At 60.2% G+C, this 26086-nt stretch carries 27 protein-coding genes and 1 riboswitch; of the genes, 16 read left to right on the forward strand and 11 right to left on the reverse strand.

Annotated elements, in window-relative coordinates:
• Positions 1-24: 24 nt before the first annotated feature.
• Positions 25-1113, reverse strand: a complete 1089-nt coding sequence (locus tag CFBP1590_RS08145; RefSeq protein ID WP_058430928.1) for an LLM class flavin-dependent oxidoreductase — start codon at positions 1111-1113, stop codon at positions 25-27.
• A gap of 259 nt (positions 1114-1372) precedes the next feature.
• Between CFBP1590_RS08145 and CFBP1590_RS08150 the strand changes: the two genes are divergently transcribed.
• The 3 genes from CFBP1590_RS08150 to CFBP1590_RS08160 are packed head-to-tail and all read left to right on the forward strand — an operon-like array spanning position 1373 to position 3417.
• Positions 1373-2227: an ABC transporter permease gene (locus CFBP1590_RS08150; RefSeq protein WP_004884277.1), complete on the forward strand. Its 855-nt coding sequence runs from the start codon at positions 1373-1375 to the stop codon at positions 2225-2227.
• A 2-nt stretch (positions 2228-2229) separates the two neighbouring features.
• The gene (locus CFBP1590_RS08155) at positions 2230-3063 is read left to right on the forward strand and encodes an ABC transporter ATP-binding protein (RefSeq protein WP_231991835.1); all 834 of its coding nucleotides are present in this window, start codon (positions 2230-2232) and stop codon (positions 3061-3063) included.
• Positions 3064-3114: 51 nt separating this feature from the next.
• Positions 3115-3417 carry an Rdx family protein gene (locus CFBP1590_RS08160; protein ID WP_004884283.1) on the forward strand — a complete coding sequence of 101 codons (303 nt, stop codon included), beginning with the start codon at positions 3115-3117 and terminating at the stop codon, positions 3415-3417.
• Here the strand turns inward: CFBP1590_RS08160 and CFBP1590_RS08165 are convergent.
• On the reverse strand, positions 3411-4286 hold the full coding sequence (locus CFBP1590_RS08165; RefSeq protein ID WP_029242317.1) for a DMT family transporter: 876 nt from the start codon (positions 4284-4286) through the stop codon (positions 3411-3413). The genes CFBP1590_RS08160 and CFBP1590_RS08165 overlap by 7 nt on opposite strands.
• Before the next feature lie 133 nt (positions 4287-4419).
• Here CFBP1590_RS08165 and CFBP1590_RS08170 point away from each other — a divergent pair, with 133 nt between their 5' ends.
• The gene (locus tag CFBP1590_RS08170; protein ID WP_088234815.1) at positions 4420-5247 is read left to right on the forward strand and encodes a UDP-2,3-diacylglucosamine diphosphatase; all 828 of its coding nucleotides are present in this window, start codon (positions 4420-4422) and stop codon (positions 5245-5247) included.
• 6 nt (positions 5248-5253) lie between these two features.
• On the opposite strand, the gene CFBP1590_RS08175 is transcribed toward CFBP1590_RS08170, so the two are convergent.
• Both CFBP1590_RS08175 and CFBP1590_RS08180 read right to left on the reverse strand, forming a co-directional pair.
• Complete coding sequence (locus CFBP1590_RS08175; protein WP_029242315.1) at positions 5254-5565, reverse strand: Mpo1-like protein; 312 nt, start codon at positions 5563-5565, stop codon at positions 5254-5256.
• Between the two features lie 422 nt (positions 5566-5987).
• On the reverse strand, positions 5988-7442 hold the full coding sequence (locus CFBP1590_RS08180; protein ID WP_004884289.1) for a TrkH family potassium uptake protein: 1455 nt from the start codon (positions 7440-7442) through the stop codon (positions 5988-5990).
• Between the two features lie 174 nt (positions 7443-7616).
• On the opposite strand from CFBP1590_RS08180, the gene CFBP1590_RS08185 reads away from it, so the two are divergent.
• Complete coding sequence (locus tag CFBP1590_RS08185) at positions 7617-8177, forward strand: nitroreductase family protein (RefSeq protein ID WP_029242314.1); 561 nt, start codon at positions 7617-7619, stop codon at positions 8175-8177.
• Positions 8178-8183: 6 nt separating this feature from the next.
• Here CFBP1590_RS08185 and CFBP1590_RS08190 read toward each other — a convergent pair whose 3' ends face one another.
• The 6 genes from CFBP1590_RS08190 to CFBP1590_RS08215 all read right to left on the reverse strand — a co-directional run bounded on the left by CFBP1590_RS08190 (position 8184) and on the right by CFBP1590_RS08215 (position 12359).
• Complete coding sequence (locus CFBP1590_RS08190) at positions 8184-9539, reverse strand: sensor histidine kinase (protein WP_025993746.1); 1356 nt, start codon at positions 9537-9539, stop codon at positions 8184-8186.
• 90 nt (positions 9540-9629) lie between these two features.
• The gene (locus tag CFBP1590_RS08195) at positions 9630-10094 is read right to left on the reverse strand and encodes an LTXXQ domain-containing protein (RefSeq protein ID WP_088234816.1); all 465 of its coding nucleotides are present in this window, start codon (positions 10092-10094) and stop codon (positions 9630-9632) included.
• Positions 10095-10214: 120 nt separating this feature from the next.
• Entirely contained in the window at positions 10215-10892 is a 678-nt protein-coding gene (locus CFBP1590_RS08200; protein WP_057408412.1) for a response regulator transcription factor, read from the reverse strand.
• 7 nt (positions 10893-10899) lie between these two features.
• Positions 10900-11307, reverse strand: coding sequence for an SH3 domain-containing protein (locus CFBP1590_RS08205; RefSeq protein WP_088234817.1), 408 nt, complete (start codon positions 11305-11307; stop codon positions 10900-10902).
• 154 nt (positions 11308-11461) lie between these two features.
• On the reverse strand, positions 11462-11761 hold the full coding sequence (locus tag CFBP1590_RS08210) for a YciI family protein (RefSeq protein ID WP_004884303.1): 300 nt from the start codon (positions 11759-11761) through the stop codon (positions 11462-11464).
• 1 nt (position 11762) lies between these two features.
• Entirely contained in the window at positions 11763-12359 is a 597-nt protein-coding gene (locus CFBP1590_RS08215; RefSeq protein WP_058430933.1) for a septation protein A, read from the reverse strand.
• Positions 12360-12424: 65 nt separating this feature from the next.
• Between CFBP1590_RS08215 and CFBP1590_RS08220 the strand changes: the two genes are divergently transcribed.
• The 8 genes from CFBP1590_RS08220 to arfB all read left to right on the forward strand — a co-directional run bounded on the left by CFBP1590_RS08220 (position 12425) and on the right by arfB (position 19792).
• Positions 12425-13288, forward strand: a complete 864-nt coding sequence (locus tag CFBP1590_RS08220) for a PHP domain-containing protein (RefSeq protein WP_004884306.1) — start codon at positions 12425-12427, stop codon at positions 13286-13288.
• A gap of 13 nt (positions 13289-13301) precedes the next feature.
• On the forward strand, positions 13302-13931 hold the full coding sequence (locus CFBP1590_RS08225) for an L-threonylcarbamoyladenylate synthase (protein ID WP_088236377.1): 630 nt from the start codon (positions 13302-13304) through the stop codon (positions 13929-13931).
• Positions 13931-14749 carry a segregation and condensation protein A gene (locus CFBP1590_RS08230; RefSeq protein WP_004884310.1) on the forward strand — a complete coding sequence of 273 codons (819 nt, stop codon included), beginning with the start codon at positions 13931-13933 and terminating at the stop codon, positions 14747-14749. The genes CFBP1590_RS08225 and CFBP1590_RS08230 overlap by 1 nt, the downstream gene beginning before the upstream one ends.
• 15 nt (positions 14750-14764) lie before the next feature.
• Complete coding sequence (scpB, locus tag CFBP1590_RS08235) at positions 14765-15550, forward strand: SMC-Scp complex subunit ScpB (RefSeq protein ID WP_025993743.1); 786 nt, start codon at positions 14765-14767, stop codon at positions 15548-15550.
• Between the two features lie 405 nt (positions 15551-15955).
• Positions 15956-16147, forward strand: coding sequence for a DUF1289 domain-containing protein (locus CFBP1590_RS08240; RefSeq protein WP_024689181.1), 192 nt, complete (start codon positions 15956-15958; stop codon positions 16145-16147).
• A 185-nt stretch (positions 16148-16332) separates the two neighbouring features.
• Positions 16333-17556, forward strand: a complete 1224-nt coding sequence (gene rluB, locus CFBP1590_RS08245; protein ID WP_004884321.1) for a 23S rRNA pseudouridine(2605) synthase RluB — start codon at positions 16333-16335, stop codon at positions 17554-17556.
• 297 nt (positions 17557-17853) lie between these two features.
• Positions 17854-19263: an amino acid permease gene (locus CFBP1590_RS08250; protein WP_088234818.1), complete on the forward strand. Its 1410-nt coding sequence runs from the start codon at positions 17854-17856 to the stop codon at positions 19261-19263.
• A gap of 115 nt (positions 19264-19378) precedes the next feature.
• A complete protein-coding gene (gene arfB, locus CFBP1590_RS08255) occupies positions 19379-19792 on the forward strand; it encodes an alternative ribosome rescue aminoacyl-tRNA hydrolase ArfB (protein ID WP_004884324.1) in 414 nt (137 codons plus the stop codon).
• Positions 19793-19849: 57 nt separating this feature from the next.
• Here arfB and CFBP1590_RS08260 read toward each other — a convergent pair whose 3' ends face one another.
• Entirely contained in the window at positions 19850-20362 is a 513-nt protein-coding gene (locus CFBP1590_RS08260; RefSeq protein ID WP_004884325.1) for a 6,7-dimethyl-8-ribityllumazine synthase, read from the reverse strand.
• 126 nt (positions 20363-20488) lie between these two features.
• Positions 20489-20656, reverse strand: a riboswitch (FMN riboswitch).
• A gap of 212 nt (positions 20657-20868) precedes the next feature.
• Between CFBP1590_RS08260 and ltaE the strand changes: the two genes are divergently transcribed.
• The 3 genes from ltaE (at position 20869) to CFBP1590_RS08275 (ending at position 25967) form a co-directional block, all read left to right on the forward strand.
• A complete protein-coding gene (gene ltaE / locus CFBP1590_RS08265; protein WP_088234819.1) occupies positions 20869-21873 on the forward strand; it encodes a low-specificity L-threonine aldolase in 1005 nt (334 codons plus the stop codon).
• A 143-nt stretch (positions 21874-22016) separates the two neighbouring features.
• Positions 22017-24641, forward strand: a complete 2625-nt coding sequence (alaS, locus tag CFBP1590_RS08270; RefSeq protein ID WP_004884327.1) for an alanine--tRNA ligase — start codon at positions 22017-22019, stop codon at positions 24639-24641.
• Between the two features lie 93 nt (positions 24642-24734).
• Positions 24735-25967, forward strand: coding sequence for an aspartate kinase (locus CFBP1590_RS08275; RefSeq protein ID WP_004884328.1), 1233 nt, complete (start codon positions 24735-24737; stop codon positions 25965-25967).
• The last annotated feature ends 119 nt before the right edge of the window (positions 25968-26086 follow it).

The following is a 26086-nucleotide window of genomic DNA, read 5'->3' on the forward strand; positions in this document are numbered from 1 at the left end:
ATGCCCGTAGTGTCTACCCGCAGTTCAGGCAACCTGCTCACGGGCTTCGCGCTCGCGCCGGGCGACCAGTTCGCGGGTCAGTGGAATAAGCTTTTTGCCGTAGTCGATGGCGTCATCCAGCGGGTCGAAACCGCGAATCAGAAAGGTGGTAATCCCCAGGTCGTAGTAATCGAGCAGCGCTTCGGCGACCTGTTCTGGCGTGCCCACCAGCGAGGTCGAGTTGCCTTGCGCACCCAGCAGTTCGGCGATACCTGTCCACAGGCGCTTGTCCAGACGCGAACCTTGCGCGGCGGCGGCCAGCAGGCGACGTGAACCTTCGTTCGGCGGCTCTCGACGGATAAACCCGTTGCGTTCGGCCAGTGCCCTGGCTTTTTCCAGAATGCTGTCGGCGCGTGCCCAGGCCTGTTCTTCGGTGTCGGCCAGAATCGGTCGCAACGACAGACTGAAACGAATGGTGCGGCCATGTTTGGCAGCCTCGGCGCGTACCTGTTTGACCACGTCGCGTACCTGCTCGTACGTCTCGCCCCACAACGCATAAACGTCGGCGTGTTTGCCTGCCACGGCAATCGCAGCAGCTGACGAGCCGCCGAAATACAGGGGAATGTGCGGCTGTTGCGGGGACTTGACCAGCGAGTGCGCGCCCTCGAACTGGTAATACGTGCCCTGGTGATCGAATGGTTTGTCGCTGGTCCATTCCTGGCGCACCACGCTCAAGTATTCGTCGCTGCGCGCGTAACGCTCGTCCTTGCCGATATGGCTGCCGTCGGCACGCAATTCCTTGTCATCGCCTCCGGTGATGATGTGCACCGCTGTCCGCCCGCCGTTGAACACGTCCAGCGTCGCGAACTGACGGGCCGCGACGGTCGGCGAGATAAAACCGGGACGATGGGCAATCAGGAATTTCAGGGTGTGGGTCACGCTGGCAGCGTGCGCAGCCACCAGTGTGCTGTCCGGACTGTTGGAGTGATAGGCGATGAGCGCACGGTCGAAACCCGAGTCTTCATGGGCCTTGGCGACTTTCTGCACATAGTCGGGCTGGATGGTCGCGCCACTGCGTGGATGGATTTCCGAACCGGGCTGCGTAGCGATGTAGCCAATGAATTCGATGCTCATGAATGACTCCTGCCAATGGTTGAGGTCCGTTCGACCTTGTCGACGGGCACCTTAATGGGCGAAGGCAGAGGCTGTGAAATTCGATTTTGGTCTAAGTTAATTATAAAAAATATGCATTATGTTAATTGACGATAATCAAATATTTTAACGATTAGCTTAGATCCAAATAGAATTTCACTCAGGGTTCTTATGCACCTAGCATGATGCCTATCCAGTGAGTCGGGTGCGTTTGCCCGATCCGTTCAGCAAGGATGCCTTCATGTCTGAAACAACCCTCAACTCCATCGATGCCGGATTTCTGGTCGTCAACAAGCCCGAGCGACAGACCGCTGCGCAGTCCGGCCGCCAGTGGCGCGTGCCGGGGTTCGTGCTGCGTCTGCTCAGCCCGCTCGCGTTGTTACTGCTCTGGGAACTGGCCTCACAGACCGGCCTGCTGCCGGTGCGGGTCATTGCTGCGCCGTCGCAGATTGGCGGCACGCTCTGGTCGATGATTCTGTCGGGCGAGCTGGGACGGCACCTGTGGGTGTCGCTGCAGCGCGCGCTGCTGGGCCTGAGTATCGGCGTCAGCATCGGTGTCGTGGCTGCGCTGATCACCGGCCTGTCCAAACGAGGTGAAATTGCCCTCGATTCGCCGATGCAAATGCTGCGCACCATTCCGTCACTGGCGCTGGTGCCGCTGTTCATCCTCTGGTTTGGCATCGGTGAGTTCACCAAAGTGGCGCTGATCGTCATGGGCACCACCTTTCCGGTGTACCTGAACCTGTTTTCCGGGATCCGCAACATCGACCCCAAACTGATCGAGGCCGCCAACACGCTCGGTCTGAGCCGTCGCGAACTGATCTGGCACGTGATCCTGCCGGGCTCGCTGCCCTCGTTCTTCGTGGGCCTGCGCTATTCGCTGGGCATCTCCTGGCTGGCGCTGGTGTTCGTCGAGCAGATCAACACCACGGCAGGCATCGGCTATCTGGCCAGTGACGCCCGCGACTTCATGCGCACCGATGTGATTGTCATCTGCCTGCTGATCTACAGCGTTCTCGGCCTGGTGATCGACGGCATTATTCGCACGCTGGAACGCTACGCCCTGGCCTGGCGCCCGACTTTTGTGAGGAACTGAACATGACCGCTTTCGACGCGCGTAACCCACAGACGACCCTGCATCGTGCTCCGGAAAAAGCCGTGCAGGCCCCGGTCCAACTGCGCAATGTAGTCCGGCAGTTCGGCCAGCAGCGGGTGATCGACGGGCTGGATCTGGACATCGCGCCGGGTGAATTCGTCGCGCTGCTCGGGGCCAGCGGCTCCGGCAAGACCACCTTGCTGCGTACCCTCGCCGGGCTGGACAGCATCGACAGCGGCGAGCTGCGCGTGCCGGTGGCGCGGGCGGCGGTGTTTCAGGAACCCCGCCTGATGCCGTGGAAAAGCGCCTGGAAAAACGTGGTGCTCGGTCTGCACATCGACAATGCCAAGGCGCGAGCCGAAGCCGCGCTGGGCGAGGTCGGCCTGTCACATCGGGTCAATGCATTTCCGGCCACCTTGTCGGGCGGTGAAGCGCAGCGCGTTGCCTTGGCCCGTGGTCTGGTGCGTGAACCCAAGCTGTTACTGCTGGATGAACCCTTCGCCGCGCTCGACGCCCTGACGCGCATTCGCATGCATCAACTGATCATCGACCTGTGGCGCAAGCACACCCCCGCAGTGCTGCTGGTGACCCACGATGTGGACGAAGCGATTTTGCTCGCCGACCGGGTCATCGTGCTGGCCGATGGCAGGATTGCCGACGAGATCCGTATCGAACTGCCGCGCCAGCGCGACAGCGGACAGGCCGGGTTTCAGGCGATACGCGGTCGTCTGCTCGGGCTGCTGGGCGTCAAAGGGCATGAGCAGGACGCCGAACCGGACGATGTTGCGCACAACCCGACGCTCAGCGACCTTCGACGCGTCGCCAACGCTCGTTGAGCGGGCAAACGGTGCGTATCATGAGCGCTCTTTGATGCGGAGCACGCGTTCATGTCTGCCGGAAAACCCGAAGTCATCATCACCTACTGCACCCAGTGCCAATGGTTGCTGCGTGCCGCCTGGCTGGCGCAGGAACTGCTGAGTACGTTCTGCGACGATCTGGGCAAGGTCTCGCTTGAGCCGGCCACGGGTGGTACCTTTCGCATTACCTGTGACGGCGTGCAGATCTGGGAGCGCAAGGCCGACGGTGGATTTCCGGAGGCCAAGGTGCTCAAGCAGCGGGTGCGGGATCAGATCGATCCGGCGCGTGACCTGGGCCACAACGATCGGCATCGCGCAGCGGACCCTCAATGAGATCCGGTCTCTGCACCTCGGTTGCCCATCAGGCCTGAGATCAGAATGGCGACAATGATCAGCGCCCCGCCCAGCAGCATCCGCAGGGTGGGCGTTTCGGCGAAGATCAGCCAGGCGAAGGCGATGCCGTACAACGGCTCCATGGCAAATACCACTGCGGCTATCCGCGCCTTGATCACGGCCAGACTGGCGACGAACAGACTGTGCGCCAGTCCGGTACAGAGCACGCCGAGCAAGGCAATCCACAGCCAGTCACGGGTCGAAACGTCAGGCAATGAATAGGCTGCCCACGGCAGCAGGCAGACGGCGACGATCAGGTTCTGACACAGGGCGGCCTGCACCGCTGGCACATGCAGCGCACTGGCACGGTTGACCAGCGACAGCAGGGCGAAGGTGAAGCCCGAAACAATCGCCCACAACAAGCCGCCCGTCGCTTCGCTGGCCAGATCGAACCCTGGTGTCACCAGTATCAGCCCCACGGTAACCAGCACGACCAGCAGCATCTCGATGCGCCGGATCCGCTCGCGAAAGACCAGACCCTCAAGTATCACGGTGAACGCCGGGAAGCTCGCGAAGCCCAGCGTCGCCACAGCCACGCCTGCTACTTTCACCGCGATGAAAAACGACACCCAGTGCAGGCTAAGCAGTACGCCACTGAGGACCAAACGTGCACCGCTGGCTCGGCTCAATGGTTTCCAGCGCGTGCTGCCGACAAAGCGTGCGAACACGGCGAGTGCTGCGGCTGCGAAGGCCGCGCGGCCGAAAACGATCACGGATGGCGAAGCATGTGCAAGTTTACCCAGCACGCCGGACAGGCCGAACAGCAGGGCGCCGATGTGCAGAGCGAGCAGGGCGGAACGCGGAGTCATGACAATCCTTTGTGGGCGCGGCGACAGGCAAGTCTACCTCGTACAAGCCATTGTCATGACATCGCCATGTGCGTGTCACATTCAATTAACCGGCATGCGGCACTCTTTTGGAAAACCCGCCGGAGGTCGTCCCATGAGCAGTGCTCAGCTCGCCAAACCCAGCCGCAAGCAACGCGTGCGGACCTTGTGGATTTCCGATGTGCATCTGGGCACGCGCGATTGCCAGGCCGAACACCTGTCGGCGTTTCTCAAGCGCTATCAGGCTGACCGGATCTATCTGGTGGGCGATATCATCGACGGCTGGAAGCTGCGTGGCGGCATGTACTGGCCGCAGGCGCATACCAACGTCATCCGGCGTCTGCTGACCATGAGCAAGCGCGGCACCGAAGTCATCTACGTCACGGGCAATCATGACGAGTTTCTGCGCCGTTACTCGAAGCTGATTCTGGGCAATATTCAGTTGGTAGACGAGGCCGAACACGTGACGGCTGATGGTCGCCGTCTGTTGGTGATTCATGGCGATCAATTCGATGTGATCACCCGTTATCACCGCTGGCTGGCCTTTCTCGGCGACTCGGCCTACGAATTCACCCTGACCCTCAATCGCTGGCTGAACCACTGGCGGGCGAAATACGGCTATGGCTACTGGTCGCTGTCGGCGTACCTGAAGCACAAGGTCAAAAGCGCGGTGAATTTCATCAGTGATTTCGAAGAAGCCATCGCCCATGAATGCGTGAAGCGCGATCTGGACGGCGTGGTGTGCGGGCACATTCACCACGCGGAAATCCGTCAGGTAGGCGGCGTGGAATACATGAACTGCGGCGACTGGGTCGAATCCTGTACGGCGCTGATCGAGCACCTGGATGGCCACATTGAACTGTTCCGGCTGGCCGATGCACATTTGAAAGCCAGCCCTGAGGTCGAGCAGCAGGGCGTGCCGGTCAGCGAGCCGGTTGCCTGATTTTCTCTAGAAAGGCACCCGGCCCAACAGCATGTCGCGGTACATGACGAAATCCCCGAGCAGGCTATAGAAAGGGTGCTTGAAGGTGGCGGGGCGGTTCTTCTCGAAGAAGAAATGACCGGCCCAGGCAAAGCCATAACCGGCAACCGGTAACAGCGCCAACAGCCACCAGCGTCCACTGCCTATGCCGAAAGCCAGCAGAAAGATCACCAGCGTGGTGCCAATGAAATGCAGGCGCCGGCTGGTGCTGCTGCGGTGTTCGTCGAGGTAGTAAGGGTAGAAATCGGCAAAGCGGGTGAACGGCTTGGCGGTATCCATGGACAGACCCTCGGGTTGGCTTGGGGTGAGTCTAGCCTGACACGGTGCGATTTGGCAGTACGCTGTGTCGTGGCAAATACCGGACTGTTGCAGGCGCCACCATGTCTTCGACGTAGCGCTGTCGCGCAGCAAACTCAGTGGGAGCGGACTTGTCCGCGAAAAGGCCAGTACATCTGACGAATATTCATCGCCTGAAATACAGTATTCGCGGACAAACGGAACGCCGCCCGGTCCGCTCCCACAAAATCGCGTTTCTTCAGTAAGTTACAGGTAGTTTGATAAGAGGCGGCTTGCCGGCGATGAACGATGACGCGATCTTCCTGAAGTACCGCGTCGAGTGCATCGCCGGCAAGCCGCCTCCCACAAAAGCGTGTTCATTCAGCAGATTACGTGTTGTTTGATAAGAGGCGGCTTTGCGCGCATCAATGCCGCCAGAATGCAGGCACGCACAGCACCAGCACGGTGATTATCTCCAGACGGCCCAGCAGCATCCCGCCGGACAGAATCCATTTTGCCGCGTCCGGCAGGGTGGAGAAGTTGCCCGCTGGCCCGATGACTTCGCCCAGCCCAGGTCCGACGCCTGACACCGTGCTGGCTGCCCCGGTGAGTGCGGTCATCCAGTCCAGACCCAGCAGCGACAGCATCAGCGCGATCAGGCAGATGGTGATGGTGAAGAAAAACGAGAACGTCAGAATCGAACGCACAATCTCGTCGTCCAGCCGGTGGCCGTTGTATTTCTGTTTCATCACAGCACGTGGATGGATCAACTGGTTGAGGTTGGTCTTGAGCAGGATATAGGCGACCTGGAAGCGGAAAATCTTCACGCCGCCCGCCGTCGAGCCGGAACAGCCGCCGATGAAGCCCAGATAAAAGAACAGCATCAACGAGAAATTGCCCCACAGGCTGTAGTCGCCCAGTGCAAAGCCTGTGGTCGTGACCACCGACGTGACGTTCAGCGCTACGTGACGCAACGCCTCGGTCCATGGCAAGTCAGTGGTGTTCGCGTACCACACGGTCATCACCAGCCAGGTGATCAGCAACAGACCGATCAGCCCTTGCACCTGCTCGTCCCGGAACAACGCACCCCGGTTGCCGCGCAGCGTGGCGACGTACAAGGTGAAGGGCAGGCTGCCGAGGATCATCACCACGATGGCGACCCAGTGCACCGCAGGCTGTGGCCATTTCGCCAGAGACATGTCAGACGTCGAGAACCCCCCGGTGGAAATCGCCGACATCGCATGATTGATCGCGTCGAACAGGCTCATGCCCGCCATCCAGAACGCCAGGCTGCCCAGTGCGGTGAAGCTCACATAAGCCAGCACGATGAACTTGGCCACCATGTGCGAACGGGGCATGACCTTTTCGGAGCGGTCGGACGACTCGGTCTGGAACAGCCGCATGCCACCGATCCGCAGCAGCGGAAGAATCGCCACGGCCATACCGATGAAGCCGATGCCACCCAGCCAGTGCAACATCGAGCGCCAGATCAGAATGCCCGGAGACATGCTGTCCAGGTTGCTGAGCACGGTAGAGCCGGTCGCGGTGATTCCGGACATGCTTTCGAAGAAGGAGTCGGTGTAACTGATGTGCTGGGTCAGCAGAAACGGCAGCGCCGCGAAGATGCACACCACGATCCAGCTGGAGACCGTGAGCATGTACATGTCCCGTGGACGCAACTGAACGTGCTCCGGCCGACCCGGCACCACCATCGCAAGCCCGGCGATGAAGGTGATGGCGCTGGCCCACAGAAACGAGCGCAGGTCTTCGAAGCGGTCGTAGATGACCAGCGTGGCCATGGGCACAATCATGGCGACAGCCAGCGTGATCAGGAAGATGCCGATGATGAAACCGATGATGCGAAGGGTCGGCAACGACATGAAGGGCTCTGACTGCAATGAAGAAAGGCGCCATTCTACCCGCGCGCGTGGTCATGTAAACCAGCATGGCCGGGCCTTGCGTTCGACATTGCCTGTAAGTAATTGCCCGTCGTGCTCGTTATTGAACCTGTACAGGCTCTAGAATGCCTGATCAACTTTGAAAGGAGACAGCCCATGCAGGCGCTCGACGCTTTGCTCAACCGCGTATCGGTTCCACGTCTGGTCGATCCGGCCCCGGATGCCGCACAGCGCGAAATCATGTTCAGCGCAGCCTTGCGCTCGCCTGATCACGGCCAGTTGCGGCCGTACCGTTTCCTGACCGTCGAAGGTACGGCACGCGAGCGCATGGGCACCTTGCTGGCCGAGGCGCTGGAGCAGGGCGGTGGCGAAATCACCCCGCAGGCGCTGGACAAGGCCCGCCTGGGACCGTTGCGTGCGCCATTGGTGGTCGTGGTGATTGCGCGGTTGCAGGATCACTTCAAAGTGCCGCGCAAGGAACAGCTGATTACCGCCGGTTGTGCGGCGCATGGCGTATTGCTGGCGGCTTACGCACTGGGCGTTGGCGCAGTCTGGCGCACAGGCGAGCTGTCGTATTCGCCGCATGTGGCCAAAGGGCTGGGGCTTGAAGCCGACGAGGAAGTGGTCGGTTTTCTGTACCTGGGCACGCCGCTGAACCCGCCCCGCGAAGCACCGAAAGTGGACGTGGGCGGGTTTGTCAGCGAATGGCAGGGCTGATCGGCGTCAGACCGATGAGGGATTGACCGGCTCTGGCGGCAAATCCAGTGTAGCGATAAAACCGCCCTCGGGATGATTGCCCAGGGTCAGGCTGCCGCCATGACGCTCGGCAGCGCGTCGGGCGATGGCCAGTCCCAGGCCGTGACCCGGCGCAGTCTGGCCGGGCGCGCGAAAGAAGGGCTCACCCAGTTGCGCCAGATGTTCCTCGGCAACGCCCGGACCATGGTCGCGCACGCTCAGACGTATGCGGTTGTCCACCCGAGTCGCCTGCAAGTCGATGCTCTGGCCCGGCGGGTTGAAGCGCAGGGCATTGCGCAGCAGGTTGTCCAACGCACGCTCGATCATGTCGGGCCAGCCTTGCAACTGCAGGTCGCTTTGCACCTGGATCTGAATAGTCTGCTCGGCACCGTCGAGTTGCGTGTCGTTCTTCAACCGGTGCAACAACCCGTCAAGATCGACCGGCTCGGCGCTGCCGAAGTCGGCGTCCAGACGCGCCAGGGCCAGAATCTCGCTGATCAGTGCTTCCAGCCGATCACATTCGCGGCCCAGACGCGGCCACAGCTTTTCACGCTCGGCAGGTTCGGCGCGCTCGGCCAACGCCAGTGCGATGCGCAGGCGCGCCAGCGGCGAGCGCAATTCATGGGATACATCACGCAACAACTGACGCTGACTGCCGATCAGGCTTTGCAGGCGTGCGCCCATCCGGTTGAAATCGGTGGCCAGCACGCCGAACTCGTCACGCCGATTGGCCAGTTGCGCCAGGCTGTGCTGTTGATAACTGGTCTGCCCCAGATCGTGCACGGCGCCGCGCAAACGGCTCAGCGGTCGGGTGATCGACAGCGTTACGAACAGACTGAACAGGGTCAGCACGACCAGCGCGATGCCCAGCGCACTCAGCGGCCACATCAGGCTCTGACGATGCCATTGATCAAGTTCAGGGTGCGGAATCCGGTAGATGAACAGGTACGTTTCGCCGGTCTTGGGGCTGGTGTATTCGGTGGCCAGACGACGCCATGGCAGTTTTCTGCCTTCATCGTCGTCATCGCCTTGCTGCTGACGCGCTTCGAGGGCGGCTGCACGGGGCGGAAATGTGCCGCGCACGACCGGTTCTCCGCTGTCGTTCAGCACTTGAACGTCGATACGGCTCCGGCGTTTGAGGGTTTGCAGGTAATCCTGAGACGCGTCGGCGCCTTGCTCTTCGAACCGCTGTGTCCAGTTTTCCGGCAGCTCGTTGAGTACCGGATGGCGGCTGAGGATCCAGGCGTCCTGATTGAGCATGTGCCCGAGCAGAATCGACAGGCCTGCAACCAGAGCAATGGCCAGCCAGAAACTGGCCAGGATTCGCCAGAACAATGAGCGCACAGGTTTTCCTCGGTCAAGAAATGAACAAGCCCGGCATGCTTGAGCATGCCGGGTTGGTTGCAATCAGTCTGCCGTCAGGCTTGACTGATGTTATTGCGTCTTCGCAGCCTTGGCTGCTTTCCAGGCCTTGAACTCGGCCCACTCGGCACGACGCTCGTCCTGCTTCTTCTTGATTTCGTCGAACTGCTTCTGCTGATCAGGCTTGAGCAGGGCGCGAATCTGAGTGTCGGTTTCATTACGCTTGGCGTTGATCTCGTCCTGCATGGCTTTCTGCTCGGGGGCAGGCATCTTGTCCAGGTAGCGCTGAGTGATGTCACGACGCTCATGCATCTGGTCGCGCATCAGGCGGTCGATCTGCTGACGCTGTTCACGTGACAGGTCCAGATCACGGAAAGGGCCAGGACCTGGGCCGCGATGCATGCCTGGGCCACGGTCGTCGCGCTCCATGTGCATGGCAGGTGCGCCGGCTTCAGGACCTGCAGGCGGTGGTGGAACAGCCATGGCAACGGTAGGCAGGGCGGCAGCAAACATCAAAGCGATCAGGGTCTTGCGCATGGTGTATCTCCTTGTCTCTAGTGCGGCTCTATGCCGTTGAGCCCAGTTTAGGGAGATCAAGGTCAAGCGCGGTCAGGGCTTGGTAAAGCTTGTGTAAGGACCGTCAGGGCCGGGAAGCGCTCAGAGGCTGTAATAGTAGCCACGGCTGCGCAGCGCCACGATGCGCGGACGACCATCCGGGTGTGGGCCGATTTTCTTGCGCAGGTTGCTGACGTGCATGTCCAGGCTGCGGTCGTAGAGGGTGAGCTTGCGGCCCAGCGCCAGTTGCGCCAGTTCCTGCTTGTCCAGCGGCTCGCCGGGCTGACGCAGCAAGGCTTCCAGCAGGCGGCTTTCCGAGACCGTGAGTGTCAGTTCTTTCTCATCGATACTGACCACGCCGCGCATCGGGCTGAAAGTCAGGTCGCCAAGTTCAAGCTGGGTCGACGAAGCGACCGGGTGACTGCGACGCAGGACGGCGCGCAGGCGGGCGGTCAGTTCGCGGGGATCGCAGGGCTTGGCCAGGTAATCGTCAGCGCCAAGCTCCAGGCCCAGAATACGGTCCAGTGGCTCGCCGCGTGCCGACAGCATCACCACCGGCAGGTCGGGGTGTTCGGACCGCAGCTGCTTGAGCAGCTCAAGACCGCTGCCGTCGGGCAGCATGACGTCCAGTACCACGGCGGAAGGGGCCTGGTCAGCGAGGGCCTGACGCGCACTGTTGCCATCGTGGCAGGCGCGCACCTGAAACCCTTCCTGACTCAACCAACTGCTCAGCAGCTCACAGAGCTCCTGATCATCATCAATTAGTAACAGCTCGCTCATGACTCACTCAATTTAGCCACTGCCGACGTTGCCTACGCCAACCGCTGACAAATATACCGCACAGAAGGGCGATCATCGCAACGCCACCCCCTGCGACGAACCATTGTTGTTGCTCGGTCAGCAGACGCGGCGGCGTGGCTGACAGTGCCTCTTTGAGCTGCAACTTGAGCTTTTGGTTCTCTTGACGCAAACGGCCCAGCAGTGCGCTGTCGCGTTCGGTGTTCTGCACCTGCTTCATCAGGTCTTCGCGCTGGCGCTCGCTGTTGACGAGCCGCGACTGAAGGTCTGCGATCTGGCTGGCTGAATTTGTATAATGCGTCGGCGGTGACGCCCCGACGACGTCCGTCCCTTCCGCCTGAACCTGCAGGCTTGTACTCGATATCGCTATCAGCAGACACAATGTACCTGAACGCATCTGAACTCCCGTTGACCCGAACCGTTTTTATTTGAATCTCGGCAGGCTATCGGCAGCGCGTCAGGAATGATGAATATTGCGCAGGGAGTCGAGGCGGCAGGGCCCTGTCATGTTTCAAACAGGACCGCTACCGCCAGAGGGCGTCAACGGCGTATCAGGGCAGAACCTTTTTGAACGGCTTGACCACAACGTTGGCGTAGACGCCTGCCTCGACGAACGGATCAGCCTTGGCCCAGGCTTCTGCTGCTGCCAGGGAGTCGAACTCAGCGACGATCAGGCTGCCGCTGAAACCGGCTGCGCCAGGGTCATTGCTGTCGACTGCTGGGTTCGGACCGGCCAGTTCCAGACGGCCTGCATCCTTGAGGGCATTAAGGCGCTCAAGGTGCGCAGGGCGTACGCTCAAACGTTTTTCCAGCGAGTTTTCGACGTCAGTGGCGATGATTGCGTAGAGCATGTCAGTCCTCGGATTTGGTCGTGGTGGTGGCAGTGTCGTTCATGTGGCGGGACAGGTAGATACCCTGTGCGACCAGGAAAATCAGGGTCATGGCCAGACTGCCGAAGACTTTGAAGTCGACCCAGAACTCCTGATACGTGAAGGCCACGTAAAGGTTGGCCGCGCCGCAGAACAGGAAAAAGAAGATCCAGGCGATGTTCAGTTTGGTCCAGATGGCCGCAGGCAGCGTGAGAGCGTGGCCCATGATGCGCTGGATGAGCGGGCGGTCACCAATGAAATGGCTGCCGGCAAACGCCAGGGCGAACAGCCAGTTGACCACCGGTGCTTTCCACTTGAGGAAGGTTTCGCTGTGGAAGGCCAGCGTCAGGCTGCCGAACACTAGGCAGGCAATCAGAGTCAGCCACTGGCTCTTCTCCAGTTTGCGCTGCTTTATATAGAGGATGCCATAGACCACCACCGAACTGATGATCAGCATGGCCGTAGCGCTGAAAATGCCGCCTACCGTGTAGCTGTTGCCGAGGATCTCGACAGCGCGCGGTTCGGTTTTGTAGACAATGAAAAACAGGAGCAGCGGGATGAAGTCGATGAATTGTTTCACAATGGCAGCCAGAAGCAGGATGTAGCGGCATAATAACAAACATCAATGACTGCGAAAGCACCACTATGAATGTTGATCTGCATTGCCACAGCACCGCTTCGGACGGGGCCTTGTCGCCCACCGCACTGGTGACGCGTGCTTATGAAAATGGCGTGCGTGTCCTTTCGCTCACCGACCATGACACCCTCGAAGGCCTCGAAGAAGCCCGCGAGACGGCGCATTCACTGGGTATGCAGCTGGTCAACGGCGTCGAGTTGTCCTGCACCTGGGGCGGGGCGACCATCCATATATTGGGTTACGCGTTCGACACCAAGGCCCCTGCACTGACCGAAGCAATCGCGCGTTTGCACGAAGGGCGCTGGTTGCGGGCTGAAGAAATCAGTCGCAAATTGGCGATCAAAGGTATGCCCGGAGCGCTGGAAGGCGCCCGGGCGATCCAGAAAGAGCTGGGCGACAGCGGCAATGCGCCGGCTCGTCCGCACTTCGCCGACTTTCTGGTGCGTGAAGGTTTCGTCAAGGATCGTGCCGAGGCATTCCGAAAATGGCTGGGTGCGGGCAAACTGGGCGACGTCAAGCAACACTGGCCGACACTCGAGGACACCGTGGCAACCCTGAGGGCCTCCGGCGCCTGGGTCAGCCTCGCGCATCCTTCGCATTATGACTTTACCCGCAGTAAACGGCGTAAACTGGTCGGCGATTTCATCCAGGCAGGTGGTCACGCCATCGAAGTGGTCAATGGCATGCAGCCTGCCGATCAGGTCGGAACCCTGGCGATCCTGGCGCGGGAGTTCGGTCTGCTGGTCACTGCCGGCAGCGACTTCCATGGCCCCGGTGCCTGGGGCGAGATTGGAATTTACCGCCCCGTGCCCGAGGATTTGCCACCTCTGTGGTGCAGATTCAAACATGATCAACCTACTGCCGCCGTCTGAACAGGAAGTTACCGTGAGTCAATTTTTCCAGGTCCACCCGGAGAACCCGCAACCGCGCCTGATCAAACAGGCTGCGGAAATCATCAAGGCCGGCGGGCTGGTGGTGTACCCGACAGATTCGTCCTATGCGCTGGGTTGCCAGATTGGCGACAAGAGCGCCATCGAGCGTATCCGTCGTCTGCGTCAGCTGGACGACAAACACAACTTCACGCTCATGTGCTGCGATCTCTCGCAACTGGGACTGTTTGCCAAGGTCGACACCGGTGCTTTCCGAGCGCTCAAGGCCCACACGCCGGGTCCTTACACCTTCATTCTCAACGCCACCCGTGAAGTGCCGCGTCTGGTCCTGCACCCGAAGCGTCGTACCATTGGTCTGCGCGTGCCCAGCCATCCGATCGCTCAGGCGCTGCTGGAGCAACTGGGCGAGCCGCTGATGAGCGTCAGCCTGATCATGCCCGGTGACACGGTGCCGTTGAGCGACCCCTATGAAATGCGCCAGATTCTCGAGCATCAGGTGGACCTGATCATCGACGGCGGCATCGGCGGTATCTCTGCCTCCACGGTTATCAATCTGTCCGAAGGCGAGCCGCAGGTGATCCGTGTCGGCTGTGGCGACCCGACGCCGTTCGCTGACGACGCGTAATGACAGTGGTCGAGACGGTCGACAGTCAGGCCGACGCCCAGCAGGAGCTGCCGTTTGCGCTGGTCTACGGACAGGCGCTCACGCAGATGCCGCTGGATCTCTATATTCCGCCGGACGCGCTGGAAGTCTTTCTTGAGGCGTTCGAAGGCCCGCTCGACCTGCTGCTGTACCTGATCCGCAAACAGAACATCGACATCCTCGACATCCCGGTGGCGGAAATCACCAAGCAGTACATGGGTTATGTCGAGCTGATGAAAACCGTGCGCCTGGAGCTCGCGGCCGAGTACCTGGTGATGGCTGCCATGCTCGCCGAGATCAAGTCGCGCATGTTGCTGCCGCGTTCGGCGGAAATCGAGGAAGAGGAAGGCGATCCGCGTGCCGAACTGATTCGTCGGCTGCAGGAGTACGAACGTTTCAAGGCCGCAGCCGAAGGCATCGATGGCCTGAAGCGGGTAGGGCGCGATGTCATAGTGCCGAAACTGGACGCCCCCGAAGCCCGAGCGCGCAAGCTGCTGCCGGATGTCAGCCTTGAAGAAGTGCTGATGTCGATGGCCGAAGTGCTGCATCGCGGCGACATGTTCGAAAGCCACCAGGTGAGCCGCGAAGCGCTGTCCACTCGCGAGCGCATGAGTGATGTGCTGGAACGCCTCAAGGGCGGCGGTTTCGTGCCGTTCGCCGAGCTGTTCACCGCCGAGGAAGGGCGACTGGGTGTGGTCGTGACATTCATGGCCGTGCTGGAATTGGTCAAGGAATCACTGGTCGAGCTGGTCCAAAACGAGCCCTTTGCGGCGATCCATGTCCGGGCGCGAGCCGAGTAGACCTAGAGCACACCCATGAACCTCAACGAACCCCGCGAACTTGCGCCCTTGCTTGAAGCGTTTCTGCTGGCATCCGGAAAGCCGCAAACGCTCGACCGGCTTTATGAGCTGTTCGAAGAAGGCGAGCGCCCGGAGCCGCCGATCTTCAAGAAGGCTCTGGACATACTGCGCAAGTCTTGCGACGGCCGCGCCTTTGAACTCAAGGAAGTCGCGTCCGGCTATCGTCTGCAGATTCGTGACAAGTTCTCGCCTTGGGTCGGACGTTTGTGGGAAGAGCGGCCGCAACGCTATTCCCGCGCCATGCTGGAAACCCTGGCGCTGATCGCCTACCGCCAGCCGATCACCCGAGGCGAAATTGAAGATGTGCGAGGTGTGGCGGTCAACAGCCACATCGTCAAGACGCTGATGGAGCGAGAGTGGATTCGGGTGGTGGGTTACCGCGATGTGCCCGGCAAACCGGCGATGTTCGCCACCACCAAGGGTTTTCTCGATCACTTCAACCTCAAGAGCCTGGACGAACTGCCGCCGCTGGCTGACCTGCGCGAGATGGAAACCGAGCCTGAGCTGGACTTTGAGGATGCGCCCGTGCCCGCGCACCTTCAGGCGCTGGCCGACGCCAGTCTGGACGTCAATGAAGAGCCCGAGCCGCCGCGTGACGAGACCAGCTTCCGCAGCCTGTTGGTCGAACTGGACTCGATGGAGCAGGGGTTGAAGACGGACTTCGATGATCTGTTGCGGGCCGAGCCTGAGTCGGCTGATGAAGACGAGCCCGACCCGGAAAGCGGACGCGGAGCGTCCTGAACTGCATTCCCACGCAGAGCGTTGGAACGATCATCGGTCTCAAGCACACTGATCGTGCCAACGCTCTGCGCTCATCGTTATACACAAATCGACTTGGAGGAACGCGGTACCCGAAAGTGGGAGCGGACTTGTCCGCGAATACTGCATTTCAGACGCTGGATCTTTGTCGGATGTACCAGCTTTCGCGGACAAACGGAACGCCGCCCGGTCCGCTCCCACGGCCGAAATAGTGCCCGCTCCAGATGCGCGTTACGACTTGTGTATAACGATGAGCGCTCTGCGTGGGCATGCAGCCCGTGACGCTCTGCGTCACAAATGGCACAGACGATGATCTTCATCCGTTCGAATTCATCCCCCCGCCTGCGGTCACACGTTCAGTCATCTTCCCCATGAGAGTTGCTGTCCATGAGTTCAACCAAGAACCCCTGCATCAGCCTGTGCAAATTCGATGACGACATTTGCCTGGGATGCGGTCGCAGCAAGCGGGAAATCAAGGCCTGGAAGAAGCTGGAGAAGGATGAAAAACGCGAGGTGCTCAGCGAATCGGCCAAGCGTCTGGCGAAGCTCAAGACCGGTGGTCGCAAAAAGAAGAAGTGATACGAGGAATTGCACGGCAGGCTGGATGCGTAAAAGACCGCATGAGCGTATGATGGCCGACCCTCGGCGATAACCCTTTCGCCAGGGCTTCAAAGTATTCCGCCTTGCCGCTCTCCACCGCGCGCCGGGCACAGGTCTCGCCGGTTCTCGGTCAGCCCTGATTCGACACACCGGGAGGTGCCCAGATGAGTGAAAAAGACAAGCAGGACAGCCAGGAAATCGGACCCGCAGGCGAAAAGCTGCAGAAGGTTCTGGCACGCATTGGCGTCGGTTCGCGCCGCGACGTGGAAGCCTGGATCACCCAGGGCCGCATCAAGGTCAACGGCAAGGACGCGACCCTCGGTCAGCGTGTTGACCTGCACGACGCCATCAGCGTCGACGGCCGCGTGATCAAACGCGAAGAGGCAGCCGAAACGGTTCGCCGCGTCATCATGTACAACAAACCGGACGGCGAAATCTGCACCCGTGACGACCCAGAAGGCCGTCCGACCGTATTTGATCGTCTGCCGCGCCCGAAAGAAGGCCGCTGGATCAATATCGGTCGTCTGGACATCAACACCACCGGTCTGCTGATGTTCACCACCGATGGTGAACTGGCCAACCGTTTGATGCACCCCTCGTTTGAAATGGACCGTGAATACGCAGTGCGCGTACGTGGCGAAGTCGATGACGAGATGCTGGAGCGCCTCAAGACGGGCGTCGTTCTCGAAGACGGGCCTGCGCGTTTCACCGATATCCAGCAGGCTCCGGGCGGCGAAGGCTTCAACCACTGGTACCACTGCGTGGTGATGGAAGGTCGTAACCGCGAAGTCCGTCGTCTCTGGGAATCCCAGGGTCTGGTGGTCAGCCGTCTGAAGCGCGTGCGTTACGGGCCGGTGTTCCTGAACTCCGACCTGCCGATGGGCCGCTGGCGCGAAATGAGTCAGTACGAAGTCGACATTCTGGCTGCCGAAGTCGGCCTGACACCTGTGGCTCAGCCGCAGATGAACGCCAAGACCAAGGAAAAGCTCGAGCGTCTGCAGCGCCAGTCGTCCCGTCCGTTGGGCAAGGGCGAGCGCGTTCGTACGCTGCGTCCTGCCGCTGGCGCTCCGGCGTCCGGCGAGCGTGCGCAGCGTCAGCCGCAAATCACCGGCAGTGATCGTGATCGTCCGCGTGGCGATTCGACCCAGCGCCCATCGCCGCGCAAGGACTCCGGCAAGCCAGGTTCGCGTTCGCCGCGTCCGGCCGATAACAGCCGCGGTACTCCGGTGGCTGAGCGTCCGAGCGAAATGAACAAGCGCCCGGCCAAGCCAGCACCCAAGCGTGCCGGTATCAAACTGGTCGACGATGATGCGCCGTCGGGCAAGCGTCGTGGTCCACCGGCAGGTTCGGGTCAGCGCCCGGGCTTCGGTCGCCGCAAGCCACAGTAAACGTGGCGCTGTGAGCAACGTGCGTGAATAAACGGAAACGCCAGCCCTCAGCGGCTGGCGTTTCCGTTTCCGGATGTTTTCATTCTGCGAAATGATTTGAATAAACAACCCGGCACGTCTGCCCGCCCTCTTTTAAACCTCGATGTGGAGGCCGGTGTACAATGCCGCGCTTTTTTCTGTGAATCACTGCTGTTTTGAAACGCTCGGGGCTACCCGTCCCGCGTGCTGCATTCTGTTACGTCACGAGCGCAACAGGTCCTATTCCGTCACAGAACAAGAACAATCAGGTGGCTTTTGATGAGTGAACAAAACTCAGCGTCTGGCGAGTTGAAGCGTGGTCTGAAGAATCGACACATCCAGTTGATCGCCCTCGGCGGCGCCATCGGTACTGGTCTGTTTCTCGGTTCGGCAGGCGTGCTGAAGTCGGCCGGTCCTTCGATGATTCTCGGTTACGCGATTTGCGGCTTCATCGCCTTCATGATCATGCGCCAGCTCGGTGAAATGATCGTCGAAGAGCCGGTGGCCGGATCGTTCAGCCATTTCGCGCACAACTACTGGGGCGGCTTTGCCGGTTTCCTGTCTGGCTGGAACTGCTGGCTGCTGTACATCCTGGTCGGCATGTCGGAGCTGACGGCAGTCGGCAAATACATTCATTACTGGTTGCCCGATATCCCCAGCTGGGTCTCGGCGGCAGCCTTCTTCGTGCTCATCAACGTCATCAACCTGGCGAACGTAAAGGTGTTCGGCGAAACCGAATTCTGGTTCGCGATCATCAAGGTCGTCGCGATCATCGGCATGATCGCGCTGGGCAGCTACATGCTGGTCAGTGGCAGCGGCGGACCGCAGGCGTCGGTCAGCAACCTCTGGGAGCATGGCGGATTCTTCCCCAATGGCGTCAGCGGTCTGGTGATGGCGCTGGCAATCATCATGTTCTCGTTCGGTGGCCTGGAAATGCTCGGCTTTACCGCTGCCGAGGCAGAACAGCCGAAAACGGTCATTCCCAAAGCCATCAATCAGGTCATCTACCGCATCCTGATTTTCTACATCGGCGCATTGGTGGTGCTGCTCTCGCTCACGCCATGGGACAGCCTGCTGACCAGCCTCAATGCCTCGGGCGATTCCTACAGCGGCAGCCCGTTCGTGCAGGTGTTCTCGATGCTGGGCAGTGACACCGCTGCGCACATCCTCAACTTCGTGGTCCTGACCGCAGCGCTGTCGGTCTACAACAGCGGCACCTACTGCAACAGCCGCATGCTGGTCGGCATGGCCGAGCAGGGCGATGCGCCCAAGGCACTGGCGCAGGTGGACAAGCGTGGCGTACCGGTCAAGGCGATCTTTGCCTCGGCCGCCGTGACGCTTGTAGCGGTGCTGCTCAACTACTTCGTTCCGCAGCATGCGCTGGAACTGCTGATGTCGCTGGTAGTGGCCACGCTGGTCATCAACTGGGCGATGATCAGCTACTCGCACCTAAAATTCCGCCAGCACTTGGACCGTACGCAACAGGTCCCGCTGTTCAAGGCCCTGTGGTACCCCTACGGCAACTACTTCTGTCTGGCGTTCGTGGTGTTCATTCTGGGCATCATGTTGATGATTCCCGGCATTCAGATATCGGTCTACGCGATACCGGTCTGGCTGGCGGCAATGTGGCTTTGCTACCGGATCAAGAATCGGCGCAACCTGGTCGTGGCCTCTACAGCTACCAAATAGCGTGATTCGTTTTGAAGAACCCGGCTCATGAGGCCGGGTTTTTTATGTCAGCCATGCACGTCGGCTGCGAGCGACGTATCCTTGGCGTTCATTTTGATTCAACGTAGATGCTTTCATGCTGGTGATTTCCAACAACGTCCATCTGCCGGACACTGAAATCGAGTTGACCGCCATTCGTGCCCAGGGCGCGGGTGGGCAGAACGTCAACAAGGTGTCCAGTGCCATGCATTTGCGTTTCGACATTCACGCGTCCTCGCTGCCCCCTTTCTACAAGGAGAGGCTGCTGGCGCTGAGCGACAGTCGGATTACCAGCGATGGCGTGATCGTGATCAAGGCGCAGCAATACCGCACGCAAGAGCAGAACCGTGCCGATGCGCTGTTGAGGCTGAGCGAGTTGATCGTCAATGCAGCGAAGGTCGAGAAAAAGCGCAGGCCGACGAGGCCGACTCTGGGTTCCAAGACTCGCAGGCTGGAGTCCAAGAGCAAACGGGGTTCGATCAAGGCAGGGCGGGGGAAGGTAGACTTCTGATCAGACGAGGCTGCATCTGATGCGCAGGGCAGTCAGTGCAGCCTCATCCTCACCGATTTAGCGAGCGGCTTTCTGCTGAAGCTCGTGACGACGCAGGGCACGCACCTTGTTCAGGGTGTCGGCACAGGTCTTGGCAGCTTCTTCGCCCTTGTGCACGAAGTGATCGAAGAAGAACTTCTGATGCTCTTCGCCCGCATGGAAGTGATGCGGCGTCAGTACCACGGAGAAGACCGGGACCTCGGTTTCCAGCTGGACCTGCATCAATGCGCTGACCACGGTCTGTGCGACGAACTCGTGGCGATAGATGCCACCGTCCACGACCAGAGCGGCGCCGACGATGCCGGCGTAGCGGCCCGAATTGGCGAGCAGTTTGGCGTGCAGCGGGATCTCGAAAGCGCCGCCTACTTCAAAGAAGTCGATATCGCTTTCGGCGTAGCCGTGGTTGGCCATTTCGGCGACAAAACCTTTACGGCTCTGGTCGACGATTTCCTTGTGCCAGCAGGCCTGGATGAACGCGACGCGCTCGTTCGGGTGACTTTTGCTTTTGCTGTCGATTGCAGTGGGTTGCACGTGTTCTGACTCCTGTTTATAGAAAAAACAGGGCATTTGGATCGAAAGGGATTCTAGTCGCGTAGGAAAACCGCTTGAGCGTTGTCGTTCAAGATGGGGTTTTGCAGACGTTCTTTTAGACGCCACTCCCGCTCTCTCTTCATCCGGACTATGACCGTCGGCCCCGGAATCACACCGGGTCTGCTGACCTTGCGAGTCATCAGCCGTGGCTGTCGACCCTCAAGCGCTCGCGGGCTAGACGCATTGCGCGTCATTACCGCCGGTGGGGAATTACGCCCCGCCCTGAGAACGTTGCCGACACATTTCGTGGCCGGCGCGGGATTTTTATCACAGATCCTTGGATCATGCATCGACACTTTCGTACAGTGAACCTGCCTTTTCCTTATATAAGCAGCGCAGTGCCGACCCGTTCAGGCTTGATTATCATGTAGCGAGGCCTCAGTAATGCCTTGTTGCAACTGCAGGGTCGCTGCATTATCGACCTTCGAATTTCAGGGAGCTTTTTCGTGACAGTCATTGATCTGCGCAGTGATACCGTGACTTTACCGACGGCTGGCATGCTCGATGCCATGAACAAGGCGCCTGTTGGCGATGACGTCTACGGGGAAGACCCGACGGTCAATCGTCTGGAAGCCACACTGGCCGAACGCCTGGGCTTTGCCGCTGCGCTGTTCGTGCCGTCGGGCACCATGAGCAACCTGCTGGCGTTGATGGCCCACTGCGAACGCGGCGACGAATACATCGTCGGTCAGCAGGCGCACACCTATAAATACGAGGGCGGCGGCGCTGCGGTGTTGGGCTCGATTCAGCCGCAGCCGCTGGATGTGCAGGCCGACGGCTCGCTGGACCTGCAGCAGGTCCGCGATGCCATCAAGGCCGATGACTTCCACTTCGCCCGCACCCGTCTGCTGGCGCTGGAAAACACCATGCAAGGCAGGGTGCTGCCGCTGTCCTATCTGGCCGATGCACGCGCCATGACCATTGAGAAAGGCTTGGGCCTGCATCTGGATGGCGCTCGGCTATATAACGCAGCGGTCAGGCTGGGAGTCGATGCGCGCGAGATCACCCGTCATTTCGACTCCGTTTCGATCTGCCTGTCCAAAGGGCTAGGCGCTCCGGTCGGCTCCGTGCTTTGCGGCTCCCATGAACTGATTGCCAAGGCGCGCAGGCTGCGCAAGATGGTCGGCGGTGGTATGCGTCAGGCCGGTTCACTGGCGGCTGCCGGCTTGTATGCGCTGGATCACCAGATCGAGCGTCTGGCCGACGATCACGCCAATGCGCAGTTTCTTGCCGACGGCCTTGCCGGGCTTGGCTATAGCGTTGAACCTGTGCAGACCAATATGGTGTATGTGGACATCGGTGACCGGGCCGCCGCGCTCAAGGCATACAGTGCCGAACGTGGCATCCGGCTCGTGGCCGCGCCACGTCTGCGAATGGTCACGCATATGAATGTTTCACGTGCAGATACCGAGCGAGTCATTGCAGAGTTCGCCGGGTTTGCACGCCAATGACACGCCAATAGTCCAGTTACTTGTGTCTATCGTACAAACAGACTGTACCGAGGGCGCAACGCCTATATAATGCGGCCCTTTGCCGTCGCTACGTCTTTGACGTTTTGCAATTGCCTCTGGCCGCAGTCTCCGTGGAAGAACCTATGAAAAGCGCAGAAATCCGTGAAGCCTTCCTTGGCTTCTTCGAAGAGCAGGGCCACACCCGTGTCGCCTCCAGCTCCCTGATTCCGGGCAACGACCCGACCCTGTTGTTCACCAACGCAGGCATGAACCAATTCAAGGATTGCTTCCTCGGCCAGGAGAAGCGTGCCTACACCCGCGCCGTTACCAGCCAGAAGTGCGTGCGTGCCGGTGGCAAGCACAACGACCTGGAGAACGTGGGTTACACCGCTCGTCACCACACATTCTTCGAGATGCTGGGCAACTTCAGTTTTGGCGATTACTTCAAGCGTGACGCCATCACCTATGCCTGGACGTTCCTGACCTCCGAAAAATGGCTGAACCTGCCCAAGGAAAAACTCTGGGTCACGGTTTACGCCACTGACGATGAGGCGTACGACATCTGGACCAAGGACATCGGCGTACCTGCCGAGCGTATGGTTCGCATCGGCGACAACAAGGGTGCGCCTTACGCGTCCGACAACTTCTGGACCATGGGCGATACCGGCCCGTGCGGTCCTTGCAGCGAGATCTTCTTCGATCACGGTCCTGAAATCTGGGGCGGCCCTCCAGGTTCGCCGGAAGAAGACGGCGATCGCTACATCGAGATCTGGAACAACGTTTTCATGCAGTTCAACCGTACCGCTGACGGCGTGCTGCATCCGCTGCCAGCCCCTTCGGTCGACACCGGCATGGGCCTTGAGCGCGTGAGTGCGGTGCTGCAGCACGTTCACTCCAACTATGAAATCGACCTGTTCCAGAGCCTGCTGGCGGCTTCCGCCAAAGCCATCGGTTGCACCAATGACAATCAGGCGTCCCTGAAAGTCGTGGCCGACCACATCCGTTCGTGCGGCTTCCTGATTGCCGACGGCGTGCTGCCATCCAATGAAGGCCGTGGCTACGTGCTGCGCCGCATCATTCGTCGCGCCTGCCGTCATGGCAACAAACTGGGCGCCAAGGGCAGTTTCTTCTACCAGATCGTTGCTGCACTGGTCGCGGAAATGGGCGCTGCGTTCCCGGAACTGGTTCAGCAGCAGGCGCACATCGAGCGCGTACTGAAAGCTGAAGAAGAGCAGTTCGCCAAGACCCTCGAGCAGGGCCTGAAAATTCTCGAACAGGACCTGGCCGAACTCCAGGGTTCGGTCGTGCCGGGCGAAGTCGTGTTCAAGCTTTACGACACCTACGGCTTCCCGATGGACCTGACCGGCGACATCGCCCGCGAGCGCAACCTGACGCTGGACGAAGCAGGCTTCGAGCGCGAGATGGACGCCCAGCGCGTGCGCGCCCGCTCGGCCAGTTCGTTCGGGATGGACTACAACAGTCTGGTCAAGGTCGACGCGGCAACCCTGTTCACCGGCTACTCGGCGACCACGGGCAGCGCCAATGTTGTAGCGCTGTACAAGGACGGCCAGTCCGTTGCGCAACTGAGTGAAGGCGAAGAGGGCGTCGTGATCCTCGACACCACGCCGTTCTACGCCGAATCCGGCGGTCAGATCGGTGACAGCGGTTTCCTGCAGGCGGGTGAGGTACGTTTCGACGTGCGCGACACCACCAAGACCGGCGGTGCGTTCCTGCACCACGGCGTCGTGGCCAGCGGCAGCCTGACCGTAGGCACCCAGGTTGAAACAGAAGTGTCGGCCGAGGTTCGTCAGGCTACGGCGCTGAACCACTCCGCTACCCACTTGCTGCACGCGGCATTGCGTAAAGTGTTGGGCGATCACGTTCAGCAGAAAGGCTCTTTGGTCGACAGTCAGCGCCTGCGCTTCGACTTCAGCCACTTCGAAGCCATCAAGCCTGAGCAGTTGCGTGAGCTGGAAGACATCGTCAACGCCGAGATTCGCAAGAACACCCCGGTCGTTACCGAAGAAACCGACGTCGAAACCGCCAAAAAGCGCGGCGCGATGGCATTGTTCGGCGAGAAGTACGGCGACAGCGTTCGCGTGCTGAGCATGGGCGGTGATTTCTCCGTCGAGCTTTGCGGCGGCATCCACGCCAACCGTACCGGCGACATTTCCCTGCTGAAGATTGTCAGCGAGGGCGGTGTCGCTGCCGGTGTGCGTCGTATCGAAGCAGTCACCGGTGCTGCGGCACTGGACTGGCTGAACTCGGCCGAAGACCAGTTGAAGGAAGCCGCGACGCTGGTCAAAGGCAATCGCGACAACCTGCTGGACAAGCTGACGGCTGTGCTCGAGCGCAACCGTCTGCTGGAAAAACAACTGGAGCAACTGCAGGCCAAGGCCGCCAGTGCTGCGGGCGACGATCTGTCGTCGGCTGCGCTGGATGTCAAAGGCGTCAAGGTTCTGGCCACACGCCTGGATGGTCAGGACGGCAAGGCGCTGCTGGCGCTTGTCGACCAGTTGAAGAACAAGCTCGGCCGCGCAGTGATCCTGCTCGGCAGTGTTCATGAAGACAAGGTCGTCTTGGTTGCAGGCGTGACCAAGGACCTGACTGGCCAACTCAAAGCCGGTGATTTGATGAAACAAGCGGCCGCAGCGGTAGGCGGCAAGGGCGGCGGTCGTCCTGACATGGCTCAAGGTGGCGGTGTCGATGCAGGTGCGCTGGATGCTGCGCTGGCACTGACCGTTCCTTTTGTAGAGCAGGGTATCTGAATCGAATCCGCAGGCCCGCCCGCGCAAGGCGGGCCTGTAACGCGAATTCGACGATCAATGGGTGCTCTTAACGGGTTCTGAGGCGGCTTTGAGATGGCTTTAATCGTACAGAAATTTGGCGGCACCTCCGTGGGCTCTGTCGAGCGCATCGAGCAGGTGGCCGACAAGGTCAAGAAATTCCGTGAAGCGGGCGTTGATCTGGTCGTGGTGCTGTCGGCCATGAGCGGCGAAACCAATCGCCTTATCGAACTGGCCAGGCAGATCAGCGATCAGCCGGTTCCACGTGAGCTGGACGTGATCGTGTCCACGGGCGAGCAGGTCACGATTGCACTGCTGGCCATGGCGTTGATCAAGCGCGGTGTGCCTGCGGTGTCCTATACCGGCAATCAGGTGCGCATTCTCACCGACAGCGCGCACAACAAGGCGCGCATCCTGCAAATCGACGACCAGAAGATCCGCAATGACCTGAAAGAAGGTCGTGTGGTGGTGGTCGCCGGTTTCCAGGGTGTCGACGAGGACGGCAACATCACTACGTTGGGCCGAGGCGGTTCGGATACCACGGGTGTCGCGCTGGCGGCAGCCCTGAAAGCTGATGAGTGCCAGATCTACACCGATGTCGATGGCGTTTACACCACCGATCCGCGGGTTGTGTCGCAAGCTCAGCGTCTGGACAAGATCACCTTCGAAGAGATGCTGGAAATGGCCAGCCTCGGCTCCAAGGTGCTGCAGATCCGGGCAGTCGAGTTTGCCGGCAAATACAATGTCCCGCTGCGCGTTCTGCACAGCTTCAAGGAGGGTCCGGGCACCCTCATTACCATTGATGAAGAGGAATCCATGGAACAGCCGATCATTTCCGGCATCGCGTTCAATCGCGATGAAGCCAAGCTGACGATCCGTGGCGTGCCAGACACCCCGGGTGTGGCGTTCAAGATTCTCGGCCCGATCAGCGCGGCAAACATTGAAGTGGACATGATCGTGCAGAATGTTGCGCACGATAACACCACCGATTTCACCTTCACGATTCATCGCAACGACTATCAGGCAGCGCTTCAGGTGCTTGAGACGACGGCGCGTGAAATCGGCGCACGTGAAGTGTCCGGTGACACCAAGATCGCCAAGGTCTCCATCGTCGGCGTGGGCATGCGTTCCCACGCAGGCGTCGCCAGCCGCATGTTCGAAGCGCTGGCCAAGGAGAGCATCAATATCCAGATGATCTCGACCTCGGAAATCAAGGTGTCCGTGGTGATTGAAGAAAAGTATCTGGAGCTGGCGGTACGTGCACTGCACACGGCTTTTGAACTGGATGCTGCTCGACAGGGTGAGTGATCGGTCTGCAAGTGGCGCGGCCTGGCTGCGTCGTTTGCGGGCTACGCAGAAAGGCTGTTCTTTTCTTTGCGTTAGTTGATACTCAGGTCACGCCTGTGGCCGTTACGGTTGCGGGCTGT

Origin of the sequence: Pseudomonas viridiflava (assembly GCF_900184295.1) — a bacterium.
Lineage (GTDB): Bacteria > Pseudomonadota > Gammaproteobacteria > Pseudomonadales > Pseudomonadaceae > Aquipseudomonas > Aquipseudomonas viridiflava.

Bases quoted from the DNA above. Each gene is read 5' to 3' on its own strand.
- CFBP1590_RS08145 (WP_058430928.1), bottom strand. From the start codon at position 1,113: ATGAGCATCGAATTCATTGGCTACATCGCTACGCAGCCCGGTTCGGAA.
- CFBP1590_RS08150 (WP_004884277.1), top strand. From the start codon at position 1,373: ATGTCTGAAACAACCCTCAACTCCATCGATGCCGGATTTCTGGTCGTC.
- CFBP1590_RS08155 (WP_231991835.1), top strand. From the start codon at position 2,230: ATGACCGCTTTCGACGCGCGTAACCCACAGACGACCCTGCATCGTGCT.
- CFBP1590_RS08160 (WP_004884283.1), top strand. From the start codon at position 3,115: ATGTCTGCCGGAAAACCCGAAGTCATCATCACCTACTGCACCCAGTGC.
- CFBP1590_RS08165 (WP_029242317.1), bottom strand. From the start codon at position 4,286: ATGACTCCGCGTTCCGCCCTGCTCGCTCTGCACATCGGCGCCCTGCTG.
- CFBP1590_RS08170 (WP_088234815.1), top strand. From the start codon at position 4,420: ATGAGCAGTGCTCAGCTCGCCAAACCCAGCCGCAAGCAACGCGTGCGG.
- CFBP1590_RS08175 (WP_029242315.1), bottom strand. From the start codon at position 5,565: ATGGATACCGCCAAGCCGTTCACCCGCTTTGCCGATTTCTACCCTTAC.
- CFBP1590_RS08180 (WP_004884289.1), bottom strand. From the start codon at position 7,442: ATGTCGTTGCCGACCCTTCGCATCATCGGTTTCATCATCGGCATCTTC.
- CFBP1590_RS08185 (WP_029242314.1), top strand. From the start codon at position 7,617: ATGCAGGCGCTCGACGCTTTGCTCAACCGCGTATCGGTTCCACGTCTG.
- CFBP1590_RS08195 (WP_088234816.1), bottom strand. From the start codon at position 10,094: ATGCGCAAGACCCTGATCGCTTTGATGTTTGCTGCCGCCCTGCCTACC.
- CFBP1590_RS08200 (WP_057408412.1), bottom strand. From the start codon at position 10,892: ATGAGCGAGCTGTTACTAATTGATGATGATCAGGAGCTCTGTGAGCTG.
- CFBP1590_RS08205 (WP_088234817.1), bottom strand. From the start codon at position 11,307: ATGCGTTCAGGTACATTGTGTCTGCTGATAGCGATATCGAGTACAAGC.
- CFBP1590_RS08210 (WP_004884303.1), bottom strand. From the start codon at position 11,761: ATGCTCTACGCAATCATCGCCACTGACGTCGAAAACTCGCTGGAAAAA.
- CFBP1590_RS08220 (WP_004884306.1), top strand. From the start codon at position 12,425: ATGAATGTTGATCTGCATTGCCACAGCACCGCTTCGGACGGGGCCTTG.
- CFBP1590_RS08230 (WP_004884310.1), top strand. From the start codon at position 13,931: ATGACAGTGGTCGAGACGGTCGACAGTCAGGCCGACGCCCAGCAGGAG.
- scpB (WP_025993743.1), top strand. From the start codon at position 14,765: ATGAACCTCAACGAACCCCGCGAACTTGCGCCCTTGCTTGAAGCGTTT.
- CFBP1590_RS08240 (WP_024689181.1), top strand. From the start codon at position 15,956: ATGAGTTCAACCAAGAACCCCTGCATCAGCCTGTGCAAATTCGATGAC.
- rluB (WP_004884321.1), top strand. From the start codon at position 16,333: ATGAGTGAAAAAGACAAGCAGGACAGCCAGGAAATCGGACCCGCAGGC.
- CFBP1590_RS08250 (WP_088234818.1), top strand. From the start codon at position 17,854: ATGAGTGAACAAAACTCAGCGTCTGGCGAGTTGAAGCGTGGTCTGAAG.
- arfB (WP_004884324.1), top strand. From the start codon at position 19,379: ATGCTGGTGATTTCCAACAACGTCCATCTGCCGGACACTGAAATCGAG.
- alaS (WP_004884327.1), top strand. From the start codon at position 22,017: ATGAAAAGCGCAGAAATCCGTGAAGCCTTCCTTGGCTTCTTCGAAGAG.
- CFBP1590_RS08275 (WP_004884328.1), top strand. From the start codon at position 24,735: ATGGCTTTAATCGTACAGAAATTTGGCGGCACCTCCGTGGGCTCTGTC.